29 protein-coding genes are annotated in these 21,477 nt (G+C 60.4%); all 29 read left to right on the forward strand.

The features are described 5' to 3' along the window. Nucleotides 1–114 precede the first annotated feature (114 nt). The 29 genes from V1288_RS18615 to V1288_RS18755 all read left to right on the forward strand — a co-directional run bounded on the left by V1288_RS18615 (nucleotide 115) and on the right by V1288_RS18755 (nucleotide 21,470). On the forward strand, nucleotides 115–417 hold the full coding sequence (locus V1288_RS18615; RefSeq protein ID WP_334358413.1) for a hypothetical protein: 303 nt from the start codon (nucleotides 115–117) through the stop codon (nucleotides 415–417). Further along, entirely contained in the window at nucleotides 414–656 is a 243-nt protein-coding gene (locus V1288_RS18620) for a hypothetical protein (protein ID WP_334358414.1), read from the forward strand. The genes V1288_RS18615 and V1288_RS18620 overlap by 4 nt, the downstream gene beginning before the upstream one ends. Continuing rightward, a complete protein-coding gene (locus tag V1288_RS18625) occupies nucleotides 643–846 on the forward strand; it encodes a hypothetical protein (RefSeq protein ID WP_334358415.1) in 204 nt (67 codons plus the stop codon). Before V1288_RS18620 ends, V1288_RS18625 begins: the two co-directional genes overlap by 14 nt. A 101-nt stretch (nucleotides 847–947) precedes the next feature. Beyond that, on the forward strand, nucleotides 948–1,271 hold the full coding sequence (locus V1288_RS18630) for a hypothetical protein (protein WP_334358416.1): 324 nt from the start codon (nucleotides 948–950) through the stop codon (nucleotides 1,269–1,271). A gap of 50 nt (nucleotides 1,272–1,321) precedes the next feature. After that, entirely contained in the window at nucleotides 1,322–1,639 is a 318-nt protein-coding gene (locus tag V1288_RS18635) for a hypothetical protein (protein WP_334358417.1), read from the forward strand. A gap of 94 nt (nucleotides 1,640–1,733) precedes the next feature. Continuing rightward, nucleotides 1,734–1,940, forward strand: coding sequence for a hypothetical protein (locus V1288_RS18640; protein ID WP_334358418.1), 207 nt, complete (start codon nucleotides 1,734–1,736; stop codon nucleotides 1,938–1,940). Beyond that, complete coding sequence (locus tag V1288_RS18645) at nucleotides 1,903–2,151, forward strand: hypothetical protein (RefSeq protein ID WP_334358419.1); 249 nt, start codon at nucleotides 1,903–1,905, stop codon at nucleotides 2,149–2,151. Before V1288_RS18640 ends, V1288_RS18645 begins: the two co-directional genes overlap by 38 nt. Before the next feature lie 8 nt (nucleotides 2,152–2,159). Then, the gene (locus V1288_RS18650; RefSeq protein ID WP_334358420.1) at nucleotides 2,160–2,339 is read left to right on the forward strand and encodes a hypothetical protein; all 180 of its coding nucleotides are present in this window, start codon (nucleotides 2,160–2,162) and stop codon (nucleotides 2,337–2,339) included. Nucleotides 2,340–2,456: 117 nt separating this feature from the next. After that, complete coding sequence (gene terL / locus V1288_RS18655) at nucleotides 2,457–3,785, forward strand: phage terminase large subunit (protein ID WP_334358421.1); 1,329 nt, start codon at nucleotides 2,457–2,459, stop codon at nucleotides 3,783–3,785. Next, entirely contained in the window at nucleotides 3,782–5,803 is a 2,022-nt protein-coding gene (locus V1288_RS18660; RefSeq protein WP_334358422.1) for a portal protein, read from the forward strand. Before terL ends, V1288_RS18660 begins: the two co-directional genes overlap by 4 nt. A gap of 145 nt (nucleotides 5,804–5,948) precedes the next feature. Beyond that, entirely contained in the window at nucleotides 5,949–6,821 is an 873-nt protein-coding gene (locus V1288_RS18665; protein ID WP_334358423.1) for a hypothetical protein, read from the forward strand. 35 nt (nucleotides 6,822–6,856) lie between these two features. After that, a complete protein-coding gene (locus V1288_RS18670; protein ID WP_334358424.1) occupies nucleotides 6,857–8,041 on the forward strand; it encodes a phage capsid family protein in 1,185 nt (394 codons plus the stop codon). 62 nt (nucleotides 8,042–8,103) lie between these two features. Next, nucleotides 8,104–8,520, forward strand: coding sequence for a hypothetical protein (locus V1288_RS18675; RefSeq protein ID WP_334358425.1), 417 nt, complete (start codon nucleotides 8,104–8,106; stop codon nucleotides 8,518–8,520). Between the two features lie 51 nt (nucleotides 8,521–8,571). Then, nucleotides 8,572–8,769, forward strand: a complete 198-nt coding sequence (locus V1288_RS18680; RefSeq protein WP_334358426.1) for a hypothetical protein — start codon at nucleotides 8,572–8,574, stop codon at nucleotides 8,767–8,769. A 48-nt stretch (nucleotides 8,770–8,817) separates the two neighbouring features. After that, nucleotides 8,818–9,159, forward strand: a complete 342-nt coding sequence (locus V1288_RS18685) for a hypothetical protein (RefSeq protein WP_334358427.1) — start codon at nucleotides 8,818–8,820, stop codon at nucleotides 9,157–9,159. Beyond that, nucleotides 9,159–10,574, forward strand: a complete 1,416-nt coding sequence (locus V1288_RS18690; protein WP_334358428.1) for a hypothetical protein — start codon at nucleotides 9,159–9,161, stop codon at nucleotides 10,572–10,574. The genes V1288_RS18685 and V1288_RS18690 overlap by 1 nt, the downstream gene beginning before the upstream one ends. Continuing rightward, nucleotides 10,571–10,765 (forward strand): hypothetical protein, encoded by a 195-nt coding sequence (locus V1288_RS18695; protein ID WP_334358429.1) that lies wholly within the window; start codon nucleotides 10,571–10,573, stop codon nucleotides 10,763–10,765. The genes V1288_RS18690 and V1288_RS18695 overlap by 4 nt, the downstream gene beginning before the upstream one ends. A 3-nt stretch (nucleotides 10,766–10,768) precedes the next feature. Continuing rightward, nucleotides 10,769–11,521: a hypothetical protein gene (locus V1288_RS18700; RefSeq protein WP_334358430.1), complete on the forward strand. Its 753-nt coding sequence runs from the start codon at nucleotides 10,769–10,771 to the stop codon at nucleotides 11,519–11,521. A gap of 3 nt (nucleotides 11,522–11,524) precedes the next feature. Then, nucleotides 11,525–12,976, forward strand: a complete 1,452-nt coding sequence (locus tag V1288_RS18705; RefSeq protein WP_334358431.1) for a hypothetical protein — start codon at nucleotides 11,525–11,527, stop codon at nucleotides 12,974–12,976. Then, on the forward strand, nucleotides 12,976–15,132 hold the full coding sequence (locus V1288_RS18710; protein ID WP_334358432.1) for a hypothetical protein: 2,157 nt from the start codon (nucleotides 12,976–12,978) through the stop codon (nucleotides 15,130–15,132). Before V1288_RS18705 ends, V1288_RS18710 begins: the two co-directional genes overlap by 1 nt. 191 nt (nucleotides 15,133–15,323) lie before the next feature. Then, nucleotides 15,324–16,304: a hypothetical protein gene (locus V1288_RS18715; RefSeq protein ID WP_334358433.1), complete on the forward strand. Its 981-nt coding sequence runs from the start codon at nucleotides 15,324–15,326 to the stop codon at nucleotides 16,302–16,304. Between the two features lie 3 nt (nucleotides 16,305–16,307). Beyond that, on the forward strand, nucleotides 16,308–16,652 hold the full coding sequence (locus tag V1288_RS18720) for a hypothetical protein (RefSeq protein WP_334358434.1): 345 nt from the start codon (nucleotides 16,308–16,310) through the stop codon (nucleotides 16,650–16,652). After that, nucleotides 16,649–17,923 carry a hypothetical protein gene (locus tag V1288_RS18725; RefSeq protein ID WP_334358435.1) on the forward strand — a complete coding sequence of 425 codons (1,275 nt, stop codon included), beginning with the start codon at nucleotides 16,649–16,651 and terminating at the stop codon, nucleotides 17,921–17,923. Before V1288_RS18720 ends, V1288_RS18725 begins: the two co-directional genes overlap by 4 nt. After that, nucleotides 17,920–18,480: a hypothetical protein gene (locus V1288_RS18730; protein WP_334358436.1), complete on the forward strand. Its 561-nt coding sequence runs from the start codon at nucleotides 17,920–17,922 to the stop codon at nucleotides 18,478–18,480. Before V1288_RS18725 ends, V1288_RS18730 begins: the two co-directional genes overlap by 4 nt. Nucleotides 18,481–18,890: 410 nt before the next feature. Beyond that, nucleotides 18,891–19,241 carry a hypothetical protein gene (locus V1288_RS18735; RefSeq protein ID WP_334358437.1) on the forward strand — a complete coding sequence of 117 codons (351 nt, stop codon included), beginning with the start codon at nucleotides 18,891–18,893 and terminating at the stop codon, nucleotides 19,239–19,241. Between the two features lie 129 nt (nucleotides 19,242–19,370). Then, nucleotides 19,371–19,637, forward strand: coding sequence for a hypothetical protein (locus tag V1288_RS18740; RefSeq protein WP_334358438.1), 267 nt, complete (start codon nucleotides 19,371–19,373; stop codon nucleotides 19,635–19,637). 63 nt (nucleotides 19,638–19,700) lie between these two features. Continuing rightward, nucleotides 19,701–19,994 carry a hypothetical protein gene (locus V1288_RS18745; RefSeq protein ID WP_334358439.1) on the forward strand — a complete coding sequence of 98 codons (294 nt, stop codon included), beginning with the start codon at nucleotides 19,701–19,703 and terminating at the stop codon, nucleotides 19,992–19,994. A 3-nt stretch (nucleotides 19,995–19,997) separates the two neighbouring features. Then, a complete protein-coding gene (locus tag V1288_RS18750; protein ID WP_334358440.1) occupies nucleotides 19,998–20,429 on the forward strand; it encodes a hypothetical protein in 432 nt (143 codons plus the stop codon). 6 nt (nucleotides 20,430–20,435) lie between these two features. After that, on the forward strand, nucleotides 20,436–21,470 hold the full coding sequence (locus V1288_RS18755; protein WP_334358441.1) for an endo-1,4-beta-xylanase: 1,035 nt from the start codon (nucleotides 20,436–20,438) through the stop codon (nucleotides 21,468–21,470). Nucleotides 21,471–21,477: the final 7 nt, after the last annotated feature.

Raw genomic sequence — 21,477 nt, forward strand, 5'->3', positions numbered from 1 at the left:
CGGGAACGAGCGGCCCTATTCCGGCGACATCGCGATTTGCCGGGGCTGCGGCACGCCCCAGGTATTTGATTTTTCCAGGCGCGCGAATGTGCTGCGCAGGGCAACACCGTTTGAATGGACGAGGATCGAAACCAACCCGCATTACCTTCGGGTCAAAGCGCGGTGGATGCAGCAAAAGGTGGCGTCATGAGTTGCCCGTTTTGTCTCGGCGAGATGGCGGCGCGAACCGCCCGACAATTGCGGCATCGCCGCGAATTGGTGCAATCGTGCCCGACCATTTCGGTGGCGCCATGCCCGCGCTGCGGCGGGATCGATTGGGCGACGACCGATGAAATGATCGACCCGCGCAGGAGGATCGATCCGCCCGGCCGCCGCTCGCGCTTTCGGATGTTTCTGTTTGACTGGTTTGGCATATGACGCGCGGCGAATTTTCAGTGGTGCAGTTTTTCCGCGATGACTCCTATGAGTACGTCCGGCGCTTCGTCAGCGCGGAGGAAGCGGTTCAGACCGCGAAGCACTACACCGATAATGTCGCAACCAAACTCGGCTTCGTTAATCGCGTCATCATCACCGATGGCGGCGATCATACCGTGTTTGAATGGAAGCGCGGCAAGGGCGTGACGTTTCCGGAAAGGGGGCAGCATGAGCGCCAGTGAAATGTTGGTGTTGGCGGCGCGGGTGGAGCGCAGCGAGGTTTTCGCACCCAACGATCACGAAATAAAGCTGATCGCCCAGGCGCTGCGCACCGCTGCCGAAGTGTCCTTGGCGGAGGATATGTTCGTCAGGCTCAGAGAGAACGAATTCGAGACTTTCCGCAAAATTGAGCAAGCACAAAAGGAACAGTGACCTCCCCGAAGGCGGCGGGGGATCACAGCCGCCAAAACTGAAAGGCCCTCGACATGAGGAACGTTCAACCGCAAGAACTGCTCAATCCGATTCCTGTTGCGATGACCCGCCGGGAGAAATTACTTCGACTGGCGGAATTGGTTCGTTCTCACCCAGGGCCGCTGGCGCTCTATCACGGCCTGGAATACATCCACATCGATGATCTGTACCGCTTCATCATTTGCAACGATATCAGCGCGTTCGGCTTGGCGGCGCGGGATGAAGTATTCAGGCAGCAGGGCATGCAAGAGAACGCGACGATCGGCAACGTCAAGCAGTTCTTGGAATTGAACCAGAACGAGTTGCACGAATTCTCCTGTGATTGCGGTGGCCGAATCTCCAACGAGACAATGGCGCAGCGGATCGAAGGATTGGCGGCGCGATAACGAACATCGGCGCGGGCATCACCCCCGCGTCGTGTCGCAGGAGTCTCGGAATGAACCCAATGCGCGATCTTCGACTAACCTACGAGCAGGCCCTTCACGGCATCCAGTCCGCAATCCGGTTTGAAATGAGCCGGAGTGGCATTCCGGACGATGAACACAATCCGACTTCCCGAATGATGAAACACCTTCGCGTCGGGATCGACATGCGCGCCGCAGATCACGCCGCCGTCGCCGGATTGCTGATCGAAAAAGGGATCATCACGGAAGAAGAATATTTGGAGCGAATGCGGCTCGCGGCCAACGAGGAATTGGCGCGCTATGAGGAATACGTTCGCGACACCTACGACATCAACGCGAGTTTCCGCTGATGAAGGGCCTAGCAAACTATCTGGTCTATCTTTCCTTCGGTGTGGCGATCTTCTTCGCTTCATATTTCTGGATCACAAGAGTTATCGACCCGCAATGAGCCTCGCCGAACAAATTTGGAAGTTGCTAGCCGGTCAACGCACGGCGCACGCGCAATCGTCGCTCGGCCATGTGCTGATCCACATTTGCATGACGCAGGGCTGGGAAAAGCAGGGCATGATCGAAGCGCTCTCTGAGCAGTGGGATATGTACGAGAAGCAATTCAATGAAGCCCGACAAGCCGATCAAGGCGCGCGACATTGAATTGTTCGTCAGGCATCTGCGGACCTATGCGCGACAGCGCAAGCTAGGCAAGCCCGACGTGATCCTGAATCACAATGCGGCAGATCGCGCGCCATTTCGGCCGTGGGGGTTCATGCTGCAATGGGGCGAGCACAAGCGCGCCTGGAATGTTGGTGGCAATTGGAGCCCTGACGATTTCGACCGGCTGATTAAGCGGCTGCGGCGGTGGTAACCGAAATTTTGGCGACGATCGATGCGCCGCATTTCAATGCGGGCATTGTGCTTTGGGACGACAGGGTTGTCGAAGCCGCGCCAATCGTTGGCTACATGAAAAAGCAGAAATGGACCCGCGATCGGGTGCGCGACTACTGCCGGGAAATGGGCTGGCAGATCAGCGTCGTTTGGGAAATGAAGCGATAGAAAATGTATTCTGCGGAGCATGCTGCGACGGAAATCATCCGGCGCAAGCAAATCCGCGCGTCCCTAGACAGGTGGGCCGAACACAACGGATTTAAGCCCGCTCGCCATCATCGGCTGTTGAACACAAAGCTGGAAGCGGTGTTGCGCGGGGAAATCCCTCGCCTCGCGGTGTTCATGCCGCCCGGCTCGGCGAAATCGACCTATAGCTCGATCCTGTTTCCGCCCTACGTGATGGCGAACGATCCGAAGGCGATGTTTCTGGCAGCGTCGCACACTAGCGAGCTAGCCGAACGCTGGGGCCGGCGAGTCCGCAATCTGATCGCAGAAAATTCGACGATCCTGGGCGTCAGTCTGAAAGACGACAACCAGGCCGCCGGCCGCTGGGCGATCAGCGGTGGCGGCGAGTATCTGGCGGCCGGTGCCGGCGTCGGCATCGCCGGCTTTCGCGCCAAGTATGGCCTGATTGACGATCCGATCCGGTCGCGTCAGGACGCCGACAGCTTGGCGGTCCGTGACAAGCTTTGGGAATGGTATCTGTACGATTTCCGGCCTCGCTTAATTCCCGATGCCCGGCAGATTTTGATCCAGACTCGCTGGCATGACGACGATCTGGCCGGCCGTGCGCTCAATCATGAGCCCTGGGAAGTGTTGGAGCTTCCCGCGCTCGCCAAAATGAACGACGCGCTGGGCCGCGAAGTCGATCAGCCGCTGTGGACGGACGACGATTACGGTTATGGCGCGCAACTCTTGGCGCTGCGCGAAACGACGCCGCCGCGCGTGTGGTCCGCGCTCTATCAGCAGAGCCCGACGCCCGATGAAGGCGATTATTTCAAGGAAGAATGGTTGAAGCCGCGCGACATCCTTCCGTCGCCGCAGGTGCTGCGTTGCTATGGCGGATCAGACTACGCGGTGACCGCGGATGGCGGCGACTACACCGTTCACGTTGTCGTCGGCATCGATCATTTGAACAATATGTATCTGTTGGACGTGTGGCGCGGCCAAAAATCGTCCGATGTCTGGATCGAAGCGTTCTGCGATCTGGTCGCGAAATATCGCCCGCTAGAGTGGGCGGAAGAACAAGGGCAGATCAAGTCAGGCGTTGGTCCGTTTCTCGAAAAGCGGATGCGGCAGCGCCGGGTTTACGTCACGCGGCGACCATTCCCGACGCGCGGCGACAAGAGCGTGCGCGCTCGCTCGATCCAGGGCCGCATGGCGCTCGATGGGCTGTACTACCCGAAGCATGCGCCCTGGGTGCCGGAATGGCTGGCTGAATTGCTGAATTTCCCGGCATCGAAGCACGACGATCAGGTCGATGCCATGGGTTTGGTCGGGCAGTTGCTCGACATCATGGTGACCGGGCGCGTTGGAAAACCGCAAGACATGAAGCTTCCCGATGACGGCTATCGGCGCCGTGAACGCAACACGATCGACCATATGACCCTATGATTGATGTAGACAACGGCAACGAGCAGCCACGCTATCAGGCACCATCCGCCGACCGGGACAGCGCGCTTATTCGCAGGCGGCAGGAATTCGAAGATTATGCGACCTCGAAGCCGCGCGAAATCGATGAACAGCGCATGTCATGGCGCTACTACCACATAGATCAGTGGAGCGCCGAACAGATCAAGGTGCTGAAAAAGCGCCATCAGCCAATCATCACGTTCGACCGCACCGCGCGCAAAATCGATAGCCTCGCCGGCACTATTCGCCGGCTGCGCACCGACCCGAAGGCCTATCCCAACACGCCAAAGGGCGAACAGGGCGCCGAAGTCGCGACCCAGGTTATCCGAACAATTTGTGATGGCTCGTTTGTCGAAGATATCGAAGTTGAATGCTGCAAAGACGCGCTGATCCACGGCATCGGCGTTGACGAGCTGGTGATGGAAACGGGCGACAAGGGCGACCCTGATCTGCGCTTCGAATATGTCGATCCGCGAACTTTTTTCTATGACCCGCGATCGATGCGGCACAACTTTCAGGACGTGAAATTCCACGGCGTCTACAAATGGGCCGACATTGACGAGTTGGATTTGCTGGTCGAAGGCGCGTCCGAAAAGGTCAAGGAAGTTCTCGACAATGACGGCGGCTATTGGACTGCGTTCGATACCGACCGCGAAACCATGTGGGTGGACAGCCGCAATCGCGTTCGCCTGATCGATCACTGGTACAAGTCCGGCTCGATCTGGAAGTGGTGCCTGCACACGGGCAACGTCGAATTGATGTCGGGAGACAGCCCGTTCCGCAACGAGCGCGGCATGTCGATTTCGAAATATCACGCGTTCGCCGCCATGATCGATATCGATGGCGATCACTACGGATTTATCCGGCGCTTGCGCGGTCCGCAGGATGCGATGAACCAGCATCGTTCCAAGGCGATGCATCTGATGAATACCCGCCAAGTCAAATTGAAGGAAGGCGCGGTTGACGACGTGGAAGTGACCCGCAGGGAAGCGGCGCGGCCTGACGGCACGCTGGTTTATCGCGGCGACAAGAACGATTTGGAAATCCTGCAACCCGATCAGGAGTTCTTGCAGCAAACCAACTATTACAACGACGCCAAGACCGAAATCGACACGTTCGGACCGAACCAGCAGTTGATCCAAGAATTCGGCCAGAACGTTTCCGGTCGCGCTGCCAACATGCTGCAACAGGCGGGCCTCGCGGAGTTGGGGCCGGTGTTGAAAAATTTTCGCATGTGGAAGCTGGGCCGCTATCGCGCCGCCTGGGTAGCTGCACAGACCCATTGGACGGCGGAACGCATGCTGCGCGTGTCCGGTGACGAGAACGCTTTCGCATTCATGCAGATCAACGGCGTTGGTTTGAACGAATTCGGCATGCCGGTTCTGGTCAACATGCTCGGCAACATCGATGTCGAAATCAAAGTTGATGAAGGTCCGGATACCGAAACCATCATGGGCGACATCTTCGATCTGTTGATGGCGCTGTCGCAGAACAACGTCCCGGTGCCGCCGGCTGCGATTATCGAGGCGTCCTATCTGCCGCTGTCGGAGAAGAAGAAGCTTATCCAAATGGTTTCGCAGCCCGACCCGGCGCGCGTTGCCGCGATGGAAGCGCAGATCGGCAAGACCCAGGCAGAAGCGCAGAAGCTTGGCGCCGAAGCCGGCAAGGCGCAGACCGCCGCATTGCTCAATATCGCCAAGGCGCAGACCGAAGGCATGCCCGATGGGCCGCCGCCACCCAAGACGCCGCTCGATGTCGCCGAACAGATTGCGAATATCAACGAAAAGAATGCGACGGCGGCGCACAAGACCGCCACGGCAGAAAACATCCGCCGGCAAGCAATGATTTCGCCTTTGAAGTTGCTTGCTGAGAATGCGCAGAAGAACGCCGATCGCATGGTGAATAGCGCGCACAAGAACGCCGATCGGATCACGGAAAGCCGCCACCGCAATGCCGATCGCACCGCGCAGCGGCAGCAGCGCAACGCGACGCCTGTTTAGGTTCGTCCGTCGTGAACGAAATCACGACACGTTTGCTCGGAGCGTCATCCGAGTTCGTTTGCCCGACACGATAGGCGGGTTCGTCTGCTCGGCACGATAGCGCGAGTTCGTAAGCCGGAAACGATAGCTCCGGGGAGTCCTCAAAATGACTGACGTTACCCAGGGCGCTGATGCGCCCGACGACAATGCTTTGTTTCAGGAAGCCGTAACTTCCCTGGACAGCTTCGAAAACCCCAAAGAAGCCCCTCGGGCCGAACCATCGGGCGAAAAGCCGCCCGCTGATCCGCCTGAGAAGCAACCCGATCGACCGACCGACAAGCCAACCGACCAAGACGCGCAAGTCCCTGCAATGCGACTGCGCGAGGAAAGCGAGGCGCGACGGCGGTTAGAGCGGGAGCGTGACGAGTTGCGCGGCCGGTTGGATGCGCTTGAACGCATGCAGCGCCCGCAGCAGCAGCAGCAGCAGGAGCAACCGAAGGCCGATCTGTTCGATAATCCGTCAGGATTTATCCGGCAGGAAATCGGCCCGGTTTTCGAAGAATTCCGTTCCGAAATGATGCGCATGCGCGAAAACTTTTCGCTAGATAACGCCATCCGCTCTTTCGGGGAAGAGAAGGTTTATGCCGCTCGGCAAAGCCTAGAACAGAGCATGCAGCGCGGTGATCCCAACGCATGGGCCACCTATAACCGATCGATGCAAAGCCACGACCCCTATGGCGTCATCACGCGATGGCACCAAGAGCGTGAAACCTTGAATTCGATCGGCGGTGACCTCGATGCCTACAAGAGCCGCATGCTTGAAGAGGCAATGAAAGACCCGGAATTCCAGAAGCGGGTCATTGAAGCCGCAAAGGGTAACGGCAGCGCGAGTCATGTTGCTCGCCCTGCACAAGTCTCACCGAAGGCCTCCGTCTCACCATCGCTCTCGAACATTGGAGCGGGGAGCACGGATACCCAAGTCGTGGAGCCCTCCGACGCCGAATTGTTCAGAGCCGTCACCACCGCAAAGCGGCGCTGATCGGATCGCGCCGCTAACCCGTAGGGGTTACGGCAATGCTTACGAGCAACCATGTCAACAATGAAGTCATAAAGTTTCGTCGTCAGGTTATCTCTGATTTCCTGCGACGGTCCCGCTTCGATCCCTTCATGGGCGAGGCATCCACCAACATCATCGTTCGTCTCGCTGACCTCGAAAGCGATGGCAAGCAGATCAACGTCCCGCTGGTCAACCAGTTGACCGGTGACGGCGTTGGCGCTGGTACGCTGCGCGGCAACGAGGAAATTATCGACAGCTACGGCTTTCCGCTGTGGGCAGACTGGGCTCGCAACGCTGTTGCGAACAACCGGGCTTCCAACAAGGAAAGTTCGTTCAACGTCCGCTCGACCGCGCGTGAGTTGCTGCGCGGCTGGGCACGCCGGATCGTCCGTGACGATCTGACGGACATGCTGTTGTCGATCCCGACCGCCAGCATCCAGGCGGGGCGTCTCACGACGCCGGGCAACCGGGTGAACGGTGTGCGGTGGAAGGACGCCAGCACGGCCCAGAAGAATTCTTGGACCGTGGCGAACTACGATCGCGTGCTGTTCGGCGCGGCGCTGGGCAACTATTCGTCCACGTTCGCAACCGCTGTCGGCAACGTCGATACGGCGGCCGATCGCATGTCGGCAGCGATCGGCTCGCTGGCGAAGCAGTTGGCGAAGCAGTCTGGCGTCGATCCAGCCAACCCCGGCGCCTACAACGGCCGGCCCAAGATTACCCCTTGGGAAATCGAGGAACTGGACGAGGAAATGTATGTCTGCTTCGTCGGCGATCGGGCGTTCAAAGACTTGCAGAACGATCCGCCAATGTCGCTGGCCAACCGCGACGCGCGTCCGCGCGACGTGGCCGCCAACCCGATCTTCACGGGTGGCGCTTTGCAGTTTGACGGGGTGATCTACAAGAACATCCCTGAAATCACGCAGCGCTTGCTGTTGAAGGGCATTGGCGGCGCCTCGGTCGATGTCGAACCGTTCTTCCTGTGCGGTCAGGCAGCATACGCCTATGCCACCGGCCAGATGCCGCGACCGACGACCCTGGAAGATGGCGACTACGATTTCGTCACCGGCCTGGGTATCGAGTCGCAGTACGGCGTCGCAAAGGTCGCCAAGGCGCCACTGACGACCGCAAACGCCACGGCCGGCGATCTGGTCGATTGGGGTGTCGTGACCGGCTTCGTTGCCGCGCCGCCCGCAGCGTAACCCATAGGCCCCGGCTGACCGCCGGGGCCGTCCTTTTTCTCTCAACACTGAGGATCACGACAATGCCAATTCGTAGGGCTTACAGGCAGCCGCAGGCGGGCGCCCAGGGCTTCGCGCGCACCAAGAAGGTGTTGGGCGGCGCCTATTCCATCCTAGCCTCTGATGTCGTCGCTGGCGGTCAGGTGGCCATCTGCATGGTGCCGAAGGACTTCGTGGTGCAATCGATTTCGGGGACGTTCCCCGACCTCGACACGGGCGCCACGCTGACTGTCTCCGTTGGAGATGGATCGTCCAACAACCGCCTCGTGAACGCGTCCAACGCGGCGCAGACCGGCGCGGCGGTGCCGGCGATCATCGCTGGCGCTGTCGGCTATCAGTTCCCGGCCGACACGGAAATCCTGCTCACGTTCCCGGCCGGTCCGGCTGGCGCCCAGGCCGGCAATGGAACGTTCTGGATGGAGGGCTATATCGCCCCGTAATCAGTGCGACGTTTCACATGAAACGCGTAACCAGTACGACAGGAGAGTTCCATGAAAAAGGTTAGCGTCACTTATCGGGCGCCGAAGGGCGACAACAAGGTGGTCGAAGCCTTCGGCCATACCTTCCACGACGGCAAGGCCGAACAGATCGAGGTGGAGGATGCCACGCTGAAAAAGTTGCAGAGCAACCGGCACTTCGAAGTGGGCGAGTCCGGCCCCAGGCCCGAACCCGCCAAGCACCGCGAATAAGTGAAGAAGGGCCGGTTAATCCGGCCCTTCGCTTTTTGGGAGTGCGGTATGCCGCTCGATCACTCAAGCGAAGAACTCATTAACAAGGCGGCTTCGATCCTGGGCAAATATGTCCCAGGCGAAGCGCTCGGCGACGTGGAGCATGAAACCATCGATCGCTGCGTCGATAGCGTGCTTGCCGAAATCTCTAAAATCGTGGTGGTGCCCGACCGCAACGAAATTCCGGACGCGCTGTTCGAAACCATCGCCCGGCTGGTCGCCGTCCATGCGGCAGCGGAATTTTCCAGCACGCCGCCCGATCTGCTCGCGATCGAACAGCACGAAATGCGGCTGCGCTATCTGGTCGCGCGAACCCCGACCTATGAAGTTCTCGCAACGAATTACTTCTGATGGACGTACCCTTCCCGCTGCTCTCAGCCCCAGGTGGACAACGACCGCAAGTCGCGGGCGGACGGCTGATTAATTGCTATCCAGAAACGCTGCCGGCGACCGCTGGCAAGCCTTACGCCTACTGGCGGGTGCCGGGCCTGGGCGTGTGGGCAACCGCTCCTAGTGGCCGCTATCGCGGCGGGCTGTTGGTTGCTGGCACGTTCTACGCCGTCTTTGGCACCACCGTTTACAGCTATACCGCTGCCGGCGGCGAGGGCGTGGCGATTGCCGGCTCGGTCCCCGGCACGGGCTGGGTTTCGATGGCGGCCAACATGGCCTCACCGGCCAACGTCGTGCTGGTTTCTCCCGGTATCGGCGCCTTCATCATCAACGCCACGCCAGCGGTTGCGAACTATCCCGACGCGAATATCGGGCAACCGAACTATGTGCTCTATCATCAAAGCTTTTTCGTTTTTACCTATGGCAACGGCCAGACCCGAACCAGCAATCCGCAATCGACCGTTATCAACACCCAGAACGTTGCCACCGCTGAAAACAAGGCGGACACGCTTTATCGGCCTATTCCGCTCGGTAACGGGCAATTGTTGCTGGCCGGCGCCAACACGATCGAAGTCTGGGGCGGCTTAAACGATACCGGCTATCCGTTCTCCTATGTTGCGACGATCCCGCGCGGCATTGCTGGGCCGCAGGCGATTGCCGGCAATGAAGATGGCTGGGGCAAGGGCCTGTTCATCGTCGGCGACGACAACAAGGTATCGACGCTTTCAGGCTACACGCCAACGCCGATTTCCACGCCCGATCTGGATCGGCTGATCGAGAAAGAGGCTGACAAAACCAAGATCAGCATTGGCGTCTATGTGTCGCGCGGGCATGGCTTTGTCGTGGTGCAGGGGCCAACGTGGTGTTGGGAGTACGATACGACCCTAACCTCATGGCACGAGCGCCGCTCGCACCTCAAGGAATACTGGCGCGGCTATCAGCCGATCTACGTGTTCGGCAAGTGGCTGTGTGGCGATACCGATAGCGCTTCGCTCGCCGTGATCGATGGCAACCTGCACAAGGAATTCGGTCAGCCGCTGCGGATGCGGATCGAGACGGGACCGCTCGGCGCCTTCCCCAATGCGGTGCGCGTCAACACGATCGAACTTTACATGACCAAGGGCGCGTCCAATGCGCTTGGCGCCGTGGACGAAATCGACGCGATGCTTGAAGTGGCGATTTCGCGCGACGGCGGCCAATCCTTCACCAAGCCGCGCCAACTCAAGATTGGTCAACAGTCCCTAACCAATCGGCGTGCGCGTGCATCGATCTGGGGACAGGCCGAAATCCAGGGCGTGCGCTGGCGCTTCGATGAAAGCGCCGGGGTCAATTTCGGCTTCATGGGTGCCGATATGCTGGCGGACAAGCTGCGATGACGAAAATTCTTTTCCCTGCGCAAAACGTCAAGGTCGATACGCCGGAGGGCGTTGATCCCGACTGGTACGGGAAGCTGAAACAACTCGAAAGCTTCATCAACCTGTTTTCGGAAGTGAACCCGAAAGCGCTGACCGCCAATCAAACGCTGCGCTGGGACGCCACCAAAAAGAAGTTTGTACCGGGAGCCTAACTGATGGCAGGCTTTTTTGACACGCTATTCGGCGGCGGCGCCGAAAAGGAAGCAGCGGAGAAAAACCGCGCGCTCACGGGTGCCTATGGTCAAGAGGCGCAGGGCTATCTCACGTCCGGCTACAACACCGGCACCGAAGCGCTCAATAAGGCGATCGGCGCCTATGATCCGCTCGCCGCGCTCGGCAGCAAGTATTCTGGCGCGTCCGATATTCTCCTGGGCGCGCTCGGCGTCGGCGGTCCGGAAGCGATAGCAAAATCGCGAGCGGCGTTCACCAATGCGCCGGGCTACGAGGGCGCAATCGATGCCGGCCTGGATGTCATCAACCGGCGGCGCGGCGTTGGCGGCATGTACTATTCCGGCAATGCCGATCAGGATGCGCAGACCTTCGGCCAAAACTTGCAAAATCAACAGTACAATACCTGGCTGTCCAATCTGGCGAACGCCGGCCAGACCGGCGCCAGCATCATGGGCTCGGCGGCTGCCGGGCAGGCGGGCGGCTATGGCTCGCTGGCCAATCTGGCGCAGACCTATTCGCAAAATCAGACCGGCGTCGCCGGCAACGTGCTTTCCGGCAACGTAAACGCCAACAACTTGCAGGCCGCAGGCGAGGCGGCGGGCGCCAAAAACCTGCTCGGCGCTGGTCTATCGCTGGCATCGTTGGCCCTGGGTGGCGGCGGCGGCGGGCTCGGCTCGTCGCTGTTCAAGGGTGCCGGCAACCTATTCTTCGGCGGTGGCAGCCCGTCAGGATATTGAGCCATGGCTATCGCACCGATCCACTATCAGCAACAGCAGGCTTTCAGCGGCGGCATCGATTGGTCGCCACTGTCGAACCTTGGCAACGTCTATCGCGAGGCGCAAAACCGCGATCGGCTGTCCGACCTCGGCAAGAAACTATCGACCGGCGAAATCAGCTATCGCGAGGCGGCGGGTAAGGTTGCCGATATGGGCGACATCAATTCGACGCTGAAATTTCTGGCGCTGGGCGAACAGCAGCGAAAGGAAGGCCTCGCCCGTCAGGCTGCCGCCGAATTCAACAGCAGCGTTGGCGGCATGCTGGGCGGTCAGCCATCGGCAGCCCGCACGATCGCGGCGCCGCCCGAAGTCGCGGTTAACCCAACGCCTGGATTGGTCCCCAATGCGGCGGCCGACGAACCGCCGCCGCCTCGGCGCGTCGCGGCATTGCCGCCAGAACCCGATACCGGGATCATCCGGACCAATCCCGATGGTACGATCGCGGGCAACCTGACTGCGCCCGCAGCGCCGCCCGTGCCCGCAGCAGCGCCCGGAGCCCCGGCGCCCGCTGCGGAGTCGGCGCCCAGCTTCGACCAACGGTTTGCGGCGTCGCGTCCGTCCGGCGTGGCGCCGGCCCAGCAGACCATTGCGCAGGCATCTTCCCAGGGGCCGACGCTAGCGCATGTTCCGGTCCTGTTGCGGGCGCTGACCAATCCTGATCTGCCGGAAGATCAAAAGGGCATCGCCAAGGAATTGTTCAAGCGTGCGCTCGATGATGCCAAGCCACCGGAGCGAATTCAGTTTCTCAATCAGTTGGCGGCGCAGAGCGGGTTCAAGGGCACGCCGCTTGAACTAGAAATGATGCTGCGGAAATCCGGCGCCACCAATGTCAATGTTGGCACAGAGGGGCAGACGGCCTTTGCCAAGGAAGGCGGTCAGGTTCTTGCGAAACGATTTGGAAAGATCAGCGAGGAAGGCGAAAGCGCTACCGCCGATCTGGCGATGCTTGAGCAGATGCGCGACTTGCGCCAAGTCATCAAGACCGGCGGCACAGCGGCAACGCAGGCATGGCTCGCCGAACACGGTATCAAGGTCGGCAAGAACGTGGGCGCAATCGAAGCCTATACCTCCATCGTCAACAAGATGACGCCGACCCAGCGCGTCCCCGGTTCGGGCACCACTTCGGATTTCGACGCCAAGATGTTCAAGAGCGGATTGACCCGGCTCATCAACACCCCGGAGGGCAACGCTATCATCGATGCGACCTTGACCGGGCTTGCAGAGCATAAGGTTGAACGCGCGCGAATTGCCGAATTGGCGCTTGCGGGCGAGATTGATGTTAAGGAAGCCAACCGGCGCTTCCAGGCGCTGCCGAACCCCTATGAGCGCTTCAAGGCGTTTGCAAAAGCGGGGTTCAAGCCGCCAGCAGCAGCGCCGGCAGCGTCAGATGGCTGGTCCGTTGAACGGGTGCCGTAATGCCTAGCTATATCGTTACCGGGCCGGATGGCGCGAAGTATCGAGTCAACGCCCCAGAAGGCGCGAGCGAAGCCGACGCGATCAGCTACGCGCAAAAAAATCTTGCTGCGCCGGCGCCAACCGGGCCGACCGGGGGACTGAAACGCGTCTACATCACTGGCGAGCCGCCAGCGGCCGAAGCGGGCGGTGACGACCTCATGAGCATTGCCGCTGACGCGGTGAAGTCGTTGGGGATTGGCACGGTCAAGGGCGGTATCGGCCTCGTCGGCGCGGCGGGCGACGTTCGCGGCTTGGCGTCGAAGGGGCTCGACGCTGCCGGCGAATATCTCGGCGTTTCTCCCGAAACGATTTCGAGGGGGAAGGAAGCCGCCTATAACGCGGCGCAGTATTTTCCGACAGGGCAGGTATTGTCGCGGGCGCCGTCATCTGGCGACATTCAGCAGCGGATCGAACAGACGACCGGTGAATTCTATCAGCCGCAAACCAAGGTCGGCGAGTATGCGCAGACCGTTGGCGAATTCCTGCCAGCCGCCGTTGGTGGCCAAGCTGGACTAGCCGGCCGCGCCGCGCGCGTGCTCGCCCCAGCGCTTACCAGTGAAACCTTTGGGCAGGTTACCAAGGGCGAGCCGATTGAACCGCTGGCGCGCTTCCTGGGCGCGCTGACGGGCGGCGGCGCGCAAGCGCTTCTGTCGCGGCCGAACACCACGCGGGCTGTGCTTGAAAACCAATTGCCGCGCGGTGTCACGCCGCAAATGGTCGATCAGGCCGACGTGCTGATGCAGGATGCCGCCCAGCGCGGCGTGCAATTGACGTGGCCGGAAGCCTTGAGCCAAGTTGCCGGCCGTCCGGTGCTAACTGATCTGCAACGCCACCTTGAAGCGTCGGCGCGATCGGCACCGCAGATGCAGGATTTCTTTGCCGGGCGTCCGCAGCAGGTGCAGCGTGCGGTCGAAGCCGAAGCGGCCAATCTGTCGCCTGGGCCGCCGCCGGTTGCGCCGTCCACCATTGGGCCGGCAGTGCGGGACGCTGCCGGCGAAACGGTGCAGGGCGTGCGCAATGCCATCACGACGGCGACAAGGCCGCTCTATGACGCGGCCGGACAGCATTTGGTGCCGCCTCGGGTTCATGCGGCGATGATGGATGACGCGTTGTTTGCGGAAACCGTCAACGAAATTCGCAACACGCCCGCGCTCAATGCCGTGGTCCGTGCGGCCAGCGATCGATCGGTGGCAATGTATGATGCCGTCGCCAAGCGGTTGGAAGAGCGCGCCCGTGCAGCGGCGTCGCCGCTCAATCCCGATGCCAGCCAGTTGGTTTCTTCGACTACGGGCAGCCTGGGCGGCGGCATCAAGGACGTGGCGATTGCGGCCGAACGTGCCGCGACGCAGGGGCCAAGCGCTTATGAGGCAGCGCTGGCGCGTCAGACTGAACTGCGCGAACGCTATCTCAATCCGCTACTGGAAGGCCATCCATTGGGCCGGCTGGCGAAAGAGAACACGACGACCAAGAAGGCGATTGAAATCCTGTTTCCCAGGCAGCCCGTAGCGCGGACCGAACAAGAGGTTAGCGAGGCGGTGCGCGCGGTGGCGAACCGAAGTCCAAAAGCCGCGTCCGATCTGGTTCGCGCCCATGTCGAAACCGCATTCGATCAGGCGGCGAGGGATTTGCAGAGCGGGCCTAATCAAGCCGGCGGCGCCAAATTCCGCGCGCTGATCGCCGGCAGCGGCCAGCAGCGCGCCAATTTGCAGGCGGCGGTTGAAGCGTTGCCAAACGGTGCGGACCGCTGGCGCGGCTTTAATCGCTTGCTCGATGTTTTGGAAGCGACCGGGACGCGGCAGAACATCGGATCGAGAACCGCCTACAATCAGGAAATCCAGCAGGCGATGGGAACGGCGGGCGGCGTGGTGCCGACGCTGGCAAAGAGCGGCGGCAGTCCAACCCAATTCTTCAAGCCGCTCGTTGACAAATATGAGCTATGGCGATCGGGCCGGCAGCTAGGGCAACTCGCGACGGCGATCACCGATCGGAATACCGGGGGGATGCTTCGGGAGTTGGCGCGGCTCAATCCAACCTCGCGGCGTGCTGCCGATGTCTCGCGGCGGTTGGTCGCTTACCTCAATGCGTCGCGCCCACAAGCGGAGCAACCAACTCAATAGCAGCGTAGCGAACAGCGCTGCGCCCATTGAGACTAGCGCCGGGGCCATGCCGAACTGTCTGACATCGGCCCAGGTACTGATCCACCAAAAGGTCAGCCCGGCCACGGTGATCTGAAACAGCAACCAAAGAAACTGCATTCGAAATCCTTTCGAAACCCGCCCTCGTGGCGGGTTTTTTCGTGAGGGGAGCTATGTCCGGTACAATACCCCTAAGCCTAACACAACAATTCGATGAATTCGCGCAACCGCTTTCGGGTGGCCAGCTTTACATCATCCAGGCCGGAACCGTCGCGACGCCGCAGAACGCCTATGCGGATAGCGCGCTGACGATCCCGTTGCCAAACCCGATCCCGCTGGATGCGGCCGGGCGCATTCCGCAATTCTTTCTCGCCGATGGCCAGATCAAGGTCCGGCTGCAAGACAAGAACGGCTTGGTGCAACTCGCAGCCGACAACATTCTCGTCATCGGCCCTTCGGGCGGCGGCGGCGGTGGTGGCGGCGTCGATCCCACGACGGTTTGGGGGACTGGCGACCTCAAGGTGCGCTATGACATCGCCGTCATCGCCGGCTTTGTCCGCGCTAACGGGCGAACCATTGGCTCGTCCTTTTCCGGTGCGACCGAATTGGCCGACGCCACGGCGCAGGCGCTGTTTCAACATCTTTGGCTGGTCGATAGCACGCTGCCGGTGATCCCGTCGCGCGGCGCGACCGCAGCGGCGGATTGGGCGGCGAACAAGCAGATCACGCTGCCGGACTGGCGCGGCTGCGCGCTAGCTGCGCTGGACGATATGGGCAACGCGGCGTCCGGGCGCCTGACATCAACTTATTTCGGCGTGGCGCCAACCGTGCTCGGTGCGCGTGGCGGCCTGGAAAACAACGTCCTGACGACCGATAAAATGCCGGCGCACTATCACAGTGCCGGCATCTACGATCCGACACATAACCACAGCGTCAACAATCATTCTTATTGGACGACTGCTTCCGGCTCGGGTGTTGGCGGCGGCGGCGCTTTCGGCGTGGCCGGTACTACCAGCATTTCCATTAATGCCGCAGCAACGGGCGTTCGCGTCAACAGTAGCAACGGCCTCGACACGACCTACAGCACGGGCGGCGGCGGCGCACATGCCAACGTGCAGCCAACCAAACTTGCCACCATCTACATCAAGTTGTGACGCATGGCCTACGCTGTCTCCTTCGAACAATCGAACACGGCGGATTGGAATTTCCAGTTTAGCGCAACCGATCTGGACACGAACGAGGTGATCGATTTTTCGGGCGCGACCGACATTTTGTTTGTGGTGGCCGATGACAATGGGGAGCGACTTAGAGCATCGCTCGCCAACGGCAAGATCACGCTTGAGTCGCCAACCGTGCTGGACGTTCGCATTCCTTTCGGCGAGATGGGCGGCCTTTGCGCCGGCAGTTACCAGATCGGCGCGGTTTATAAGGACGCGGCGGGCGACGTGAACCAACTGTTGACCGGGCGCCTGTCGGTCTACAACGGGATAGCGAAGCTATGACGTTCAAGGTCGCCGTCACGCGCAGGCCCAGGCTTCAACTGGACGTTCTGCGCAAACCAACCTTGATGGCCAAAACCATCCCGACGACCCCCAGGCTCAATCTGGATGTTCTGCGCAAGCCGACCCTAAAGGCCAAAATTATCCCGACGATCGCGGCCGAAGCAGTCGCGAGAAACTTCCTGAAAATCACCAAGGCCAATGGCCGCTATACGTTTGATGTCGATTATTCGCTCCTTCAACAGGAAGCGATCGTTGACGCGGCGCTGGCCACTCTCGCGATCAGGGATCGCTCGGTTGGCTACTATAAGGAAGTCTCGGTATCGTCCTTGCTGGTAAGCAGTCTCGACGCCGATCTGCAAGCGATTGCCGCGTTATCAGGAACAGGCCTTGCGCGCCGCACAGGTGCAAATGCGTGGTCGCTCGGGGCTGCGGTGACCAATGTTGAACTGGCGCAGATGCCCGCCTGGACGTTCAAGGCGAACGCAACAGCAGGCAGTGCCGCGCCGACCGACATCGCGATTGGCGGCCTCGCGAACAAGCCAGCGCCCACGACAGCCGATCTAGTCCTGATCCAAGATCAAGCGGCGGGTGGCGAGTGGAAGCAGACAACGTTGGGGCAACTCACTTCTGGCGTGATTTCCGGCGTTGCCAGCATCGGCGCCCAAACCGGAGCGCTCACGCTCAATGGTGGTAATCTGGCGTCAACGCTGTTGCCAGTCGTTCGATATGATGTCGCCCAGACGCTGACGGCAGGCGAAAAGACGCAAGCGCAGAGCAACATCGGCGCGCAGCCCGCCGGCAACTACCAAGCGGCGCTGGGATATACCCCGGTCAACAAGGCTGGCGACACGGTGACCGGATCGCTCACGATTTCCAGCGGCCACCTATCGGCCACCAACGGCGTCGTTCATGCTGGCCCAATCGTGAGCGGCACTCCGGGCGACCTCAGTTCTGTGCGCGTCAGCGCTCCAACGACAGGCGTCATCTTCCTTGGCAACACAGGCAGCCGTTACCTCTATTGGGACGGCTCCAATTACAACCTGCCGGGTGGTCCGTTGATCGCTAACGGGTACTACCAAGCGGTTGCCGTCCGTCTGGCCTACGCGGCCGACTACACGCATGCGCGCAATGCCGGATTAGCGGAGCCTTACGGCGGCTGTGTCCACACGGGCGCGTCAGGCCCCGACTTCTCCGGCAACATCGTTTTCCGCTATCGCTATCTGCAATACCAACTCAACAACGGCGGTTGGTACACAGCGAGCTATGTATGACGATCATCAACCACGGCTCATGGGTGCGCTACGTTCCTGACGTGTGGCCGGAAGGCCTTCCACCCAACATCATGTTCTGCAAGCGCGAAAGCGATGGCGTGGACTGGTACGACTTCATGCAGGGCGATGCCATGGCGGCCGGATCGATCAAGGCCACCGTCTACAATGGCAAGGTGGGCGCCGCGACCCGCGATATCACTCTGCTATTTCCTCAAGCCGCTGTGTTGCTTGAAATCACGGACGATGATGTCGCGGACCCGCAAGCCTTTTATGGCGGCCTCATGTACGACCCCGTGGCCAACACGCTTACGGTGCCGCCGCCCATCGTCCCGCCGTTCGTCTCGCCCAAGCAAGCGCGCCTCGCGCTGTTGGCTGCCGGCTTGCTGGATCAGGTCGAAGCGGCTGTAGCGGCCGAAGGCCGCGCCACCCAGATCACTTGGGAATACGCCACGGAAGTCAATCGCACTGATCCGCTCATTGCGACGCTCGGCCAATCGCTCGGACTGACCGATGAAGCGATTGACCAACTATTTCGGGACGCTTCCCAAATTCCCTAAAGGATTAAAGATGGCAGTCAGCCTTGCAAAGCTGCGAGATGCCAACTCGCGGCGTTGGACGGCGGCCACCCTAACCGCGGGCATCGGAGTTTGTGCCCGTAGCAAGGCGATTGGTCGCAGCGAAAGCGAGATATGAGGCGGTATCGGCGCGAACCGGCGTCCCGTGGCCGTTTATCGCCGTGACCCATCAACGGGAAAGTTCGCAAAGCTGGTCGCGCAGTCTAGCGCAGGGTGATCCGTGGGACCAAGTTTCAACGCATGTCCCGAAAGGGCGGGGACCGTTCAAGTCGTGGGAAGATGCGGCCTATGACGCACTGGTTAATTGCCCGCCCTATGCCGCGCGCAACAAGGATTGGAGCATCGCCGGCACGCTGACCAAGCTGGAAGAATACAATGGCCTTGGTTACGCGATGCGGGGCATTCCATCGCCCTATCTCTGGTCGGGGACCGATCAATATAAATCCGGCAAGTATGTTCGCGACGGCGTGTTTGATGCCAACACGGTAGACAAACAACTTGGCTGCGCCGGTCTACTCATGGCGATGGTGCAGCTTGATCCCTCCATCAAATTTGGCACCGCACCGCCAACGGTCGCGCAAAACACCGCAACGGGCGCCATCGTCGCCGGGGCTGTCGTCGGCGCGCAACAGGCGCACGCGTCGGGATTTTCGCTTGGCATCGCCATCCTGATCGCCGCGATTGGCATTGGCGTTGCCGGCATCGTTTGGCTGCTCTGGCAAACCTACAGGAATAGAGCATGAGGAAGCCTGATGCCGATTAATGTTCACGTCCATCTTCACGGACCCCTGGACCGGGAGGGGGAAATCCTGGGTCACCTCGTAGAGATCAGGGCGGGGCTCGTCCGTCTCGAAAAAATGGAGAGAAGGCAGATGCGAACACTCGATGAAACGCTTGCGTCGGTGCAGGGACAAAGCACGCAGATCGACAGCCTTGTGGCCTACAACGCGGGCTTGCGCCAGCAACTCGCCGATATCATCAGCGGCGCGCTGCCGCCTGACGTGCAGGCCAAGGTCGATCAACTGTTCGATGCCGTCGAACAGAATGCGACGAAGCTTGCGGCTGCGCTCAATACCGACAACGCCGGTCAGCCGGTGCCGGTCGGCGATAGCACCGTTCCGCCTCCTGTTTCGGGGTGAGCCGACAAAAGCCGGCGGGCGGCGCGGGGTAACATCCGCGCCGCCTCATGCGGAGGTTTAGCCATGTGGCAGCAATGGAAACTCAAGTTCTGGAATTGGGTGCGCAACAGCGGCACGATCGCCTGGGCGCGCTTGCAAATCCTTGTCGGGTGCATCTGGGTTGCGTTGCAGGCAACCGATCTGTCGCCGCTGTTGCCGCCGAAATATTTCACGGCTTGGCTGATTATAAGCGGCTTCATCACTGAATACATTCGTCGGCGCGGGACCGAAGTTGTTTCGACGGACGCCTATGTCCCCGATGTCGGTCATGTCGAAGTGGTGAAGCTGGTTGATACCAGCGCCGCACCGAAAGGCTGACCAATGTTGAGTTGGTTGACGGCAATTCCTTCCCTGATTACTGGCGCGTTCGGCACCATCAACAATCTCACAGCCGCGATTTCTAACGAGAAAATCAACGCACGGAATGCGCAGACGCAGGAAGAGAAGATTGCGGCCGAAGAACGCATAAGGACGCTGGAAGCGCGCCGCGATCTGATGATTAAGGAAGCCGGCGTATCGCGCGCCAATATCTTCGTCCGCTCTGCGCTTGCTGTGCCCGTGGTGATTGTGTTCTGGAAATTGCTGGTATGGGACAAGGTTGTCGGTTCGCTGGCCGGTTGCTCGGCGGCCCCGCCGGGAACGTGCGGCATCTTCACGACTGATCCCCTGGACGATAATCAGTGGAAGTTCATCGCTGCCGTGACCGGATTTTATTTCCTGTATGAAGCGGCGAACATCTTCCGCAGGAAGTGATGGCAAATGAACCTCAATGCGACAGCGCGCGCAAAGGGAATGATGTTCGGCGCGGCGGCGGCGGGGGCCGTGCTGACTGATCCAGACTATGCCGCGCTCTATCGGCAGCATTGCGGAATCATCACGACCGACACGCCGATGAAGTGGAGCACGCTGCATCCAACGCTTGAAGCGATGGAAACCCCGGTATGGTCGCAGACCGATGATCTGCTTGCCTGGGCCGAAGCAAATTCGATCAGGGTCAAAGGCCACTGCCTGATCTGGAACGAATACAACCCGGCATGGCTTTGGACCAACAGCACCATGGCGCCGAATTTCGGAGCGTTGACCGCGCCTGTAACGGTCGATGACGCGAAGCGCTATTTCGATCAGCACATCACCGAAACGATGGAGCGCTACGCTGGGCGTATCCACATTTGGGATGTCGTCAACGAACCGATCGAACTATCACATGGTCGCGCCGATGGCATGCGGGCCAAGCTTTGGATGACGGTATGGGGTCCGAAGTATGTTGAGCGCGCTTTCGTGCGGGCACATGCGGCCGATCCATCGGCGAAGCTATTCCTCAATGAGCAATCTATTGAGCGCTTCAACTACGAGAACAATCGCGTCAAGTTTCTCGCGCTGATCGACCGCCTTCTCGACGCTGGCGTGCCCCTTCATGGCGTCGGCATCGAAAGCCATCTCATCATGTGGGCAATGGTTTCGCATGAAGGCGTTCTGTGGCTGCTCGGCGAGCTATATAAGCGCGGCCTGGAAGTTCACGTTTCCGAATTGGATATCGCGCACGTCGGCGGTAGCGGGCTCGCGCTGCCGTCTACAGCGGATGCCGCAACCGTTGACGCTGCCGTGGCCGCGTTCGCCCGTTCCTATCTCGATGACGTGCTTTCGTTTCCGAACGTGAAGGCAGTCATGACTTGGCAATTGGTCGATAAATATTCGTGGCTGTACGCGAACCACAAGCGACCGCTGCCGTTCGATATGAACTATCAGCCGAAGCCGCTCGCATATGCGATTGAGCAAGCGTTGGCTGGCAAATGAGGATCAG

This window comes from Bradyrhizobium sp. AZCC 2176, assembly GCF_036924645.1.
Taxonomy (GTDB): Bacteria; Pseudomonadota; Alphaproteobacteria; order Rhizobiales; family Xanthobacteraceae; genus Bradyrhizobium.

What these genes read in the sequence shown, in the direction of transcription:
- V1288_RS18615 (WP_334358413.1), top strand. Translation starts at nt 115, where the DNA reads ATGGACGAGGATCGAAACCAACCCGCATTACCTTCGGGTCAAAGCGCG.
- V1288_RS18620 (WP_334358414.1), top strand. Translation starts at nt 414, where the DNA reads ATGACGCGCGGCGAATTTTCAGTGGTGCAGTTTTTCCGCGATGACTCC.
- V1288_RS18625 (WP_334358415.1), top strand. Translation starts at nt 643, where the DNA reads ATGAGCGCCAGTGAAATGTTGGTGTTGGCGGCGCGGGTGGAGCGCAGC.
- V1288_RS18630 (WP_334358416.1), top strand. Translation starts at nt 948, where the DNA reads ATGACCCGCCGGGAGAAATTACTTCGACTGGCGGAATTGGTTCGTTCT.
- V1288_RS18635 (WP_334358417.1), top strand. Translation starts at nt 1,322, where the DNA reads ATGAACCCAATGCGCGATCTTCGACTAACCTACGAGCAGGCCCTTCAC.
- V1288_RS18640 (WP_334358418.1), top strand. Translation starts at nt 1,734, where the DNA reads ATGAGCCTCGCCGAACAAATTTGGAAGTTGCTAGCCGGTCAACGCACG.
- V1288_RS18645 (WP_334358419.1), top strand. Translation starts at nt 1,903, where the DNA reads ATGAAGCCCGACAAGCCGATCAAGGCGCGCGACATTGAATTGTTCGTC.
- V1288_RS18660 (WP_334358422.1), top strand. Translation starts at nt 3,782, where the DNA reads ATGATTGATGTAGACAACGGCAACGAGCAGCCACGCTATCAGGCACCA.
- V1288_RS18665 (WP_334358423.1), top strand. Translation starts at nt 5,949, where the DNA reads ATGACTGACGTTACCCAGGGCGCTGATGCGCCCGACGACAATGCTTTG.
- V1288_RS18670 (WP_334358424.1), top strand. Translation starts at nt 6,857, where the DNA reads ATGCTTACGAGCAACCATGTCAACAATGAAGTCATAAAGTTTCGTCGT.
- V1288_RS18675 (WP_334358425.1), top strand. Translation starts at nt 8,104, where the DNA reads ATGCCAATTCGTAGGGCTTACAGGCAGCCGCAGGCGGGCGCCCAGGGC.
- V1288_RS18680 (WP_334358426.1), top strand. Translation starts at nt 8,572, where the DNA reads ATGAAAAAGGTTAGCGTCACTTATCGGGCGCCGAAGGGCGACAACAAG.
- V1288_RS18685 (WP_334358427.1), top strand. Translation starts at nt 8,818, where the DNA reads ATGCCGCTCGATCACTCAAGCGAAGAACTCATTAACAAGGCGGCTTCG.
- V1288_RS18690 (WP_334358428.1), top strand. Translation starts at nt 9,159, where the DNA reads ATGGACGTACCCTTCCCGCTGCTCTCAGCCCCAGGTGGACAACGACCG.
- V1288_RS18695 (WP_334358429.1), top strand. Translation starts at nt 10,571, where the DNA reads ATGACGAAAATTCTTTTCCCTGCGCAAAACGTCAAGGTCGATACGCCG.
- V1288_RS18700 (WP_334358430.1), top strand. Translation starts at nt 10,769, where the DNA reads ATGGCAGGCTTTTTTGACACGCTATTCGGCGGCGGCGCCGAAAAGGAA.
- V1288_RS18705 (WP_334358431.1), top strand. Translation starts at nt 11,525, where the DNA reads ATGGCTATCGCACCGATCCACTATCAGCAACAGCAGGCTTTCAGCGGC.
- V1288_RS18710 (WP_334358432.1), top strand. Translation starts at nt 12,976, where the DNA reads ATGCCTAGCTATATCGTTACCGGGCCGGATGGCGCGAAGTATCGAGTC.
- V1288_RS18715 (WP_334358433.1), top strand. Translation starts at nt 15,324, where the DNA reads ATGTCCGGTACAATACCCCTAAGCCTAACACAACAATTCGATGAATTC.
- V1288_RS18720 (WP_334358434.1), top strand. Translation starts at nt 16,308, where the DNA reads ATGGCCTACGCTGTCTCCTTCGAACAATCGAACACGGCGGATTGGAAT.
- V1288_RS18725 (WP_334358435.1), top strand. Translation starts at nt 16,649, where the DNA reads ATGACGTTCAAGGTCGCCGTCACGCGCAGGCCCAGGCTTCAACTGGAC.
- V1288_RS18730 (WP_334358436.1), top strand. Translation starts at nt 17,920, where the DNA reads ATGACGATCATCAACCACGGCTCATGGGTGCGCTACGTTCCTGACGTG.
- V1288_RS18735 (WP_334358437.1), top strand. Translation starts at nt 18,891, where the DNA reads ATGCGGGGCATTCCATCGCCCTATCTCTGGTCGGGGACCGATCAATAT.
- V1288_RS18740 (WP_334358438.1), top strand. Translation starts at nt 19,371, where the DNA reads ATGCGAACACTCGATGAAACGCTTGCGTCGGTGCAGGGACAAAGCACG.
- V1288_RS18745 (WP_334358439.1), top strand. Translation starts at nt 19,701, where the DNA reads ATGTGGCAGCAATGGAAACTCAAGTTCTGGAATTGGGTGCGCAACAGC.
- V1288_RS18750 (WP_334358440.1), top strand. Translation starts at nt 19,998, where the DNA reads ATGTTGAGTTGGTTGACGGCAATTCCTTCCCTGATTACTGGCGCGTTC.
- V1288_RS18755 (WP_334358441.1), top strand. Translation starts at nt 20,436, where the DNA reads ATGAACCTCAATGCGACAGCGCGCGCAAAGGGAATGATGTTCGGCGCG.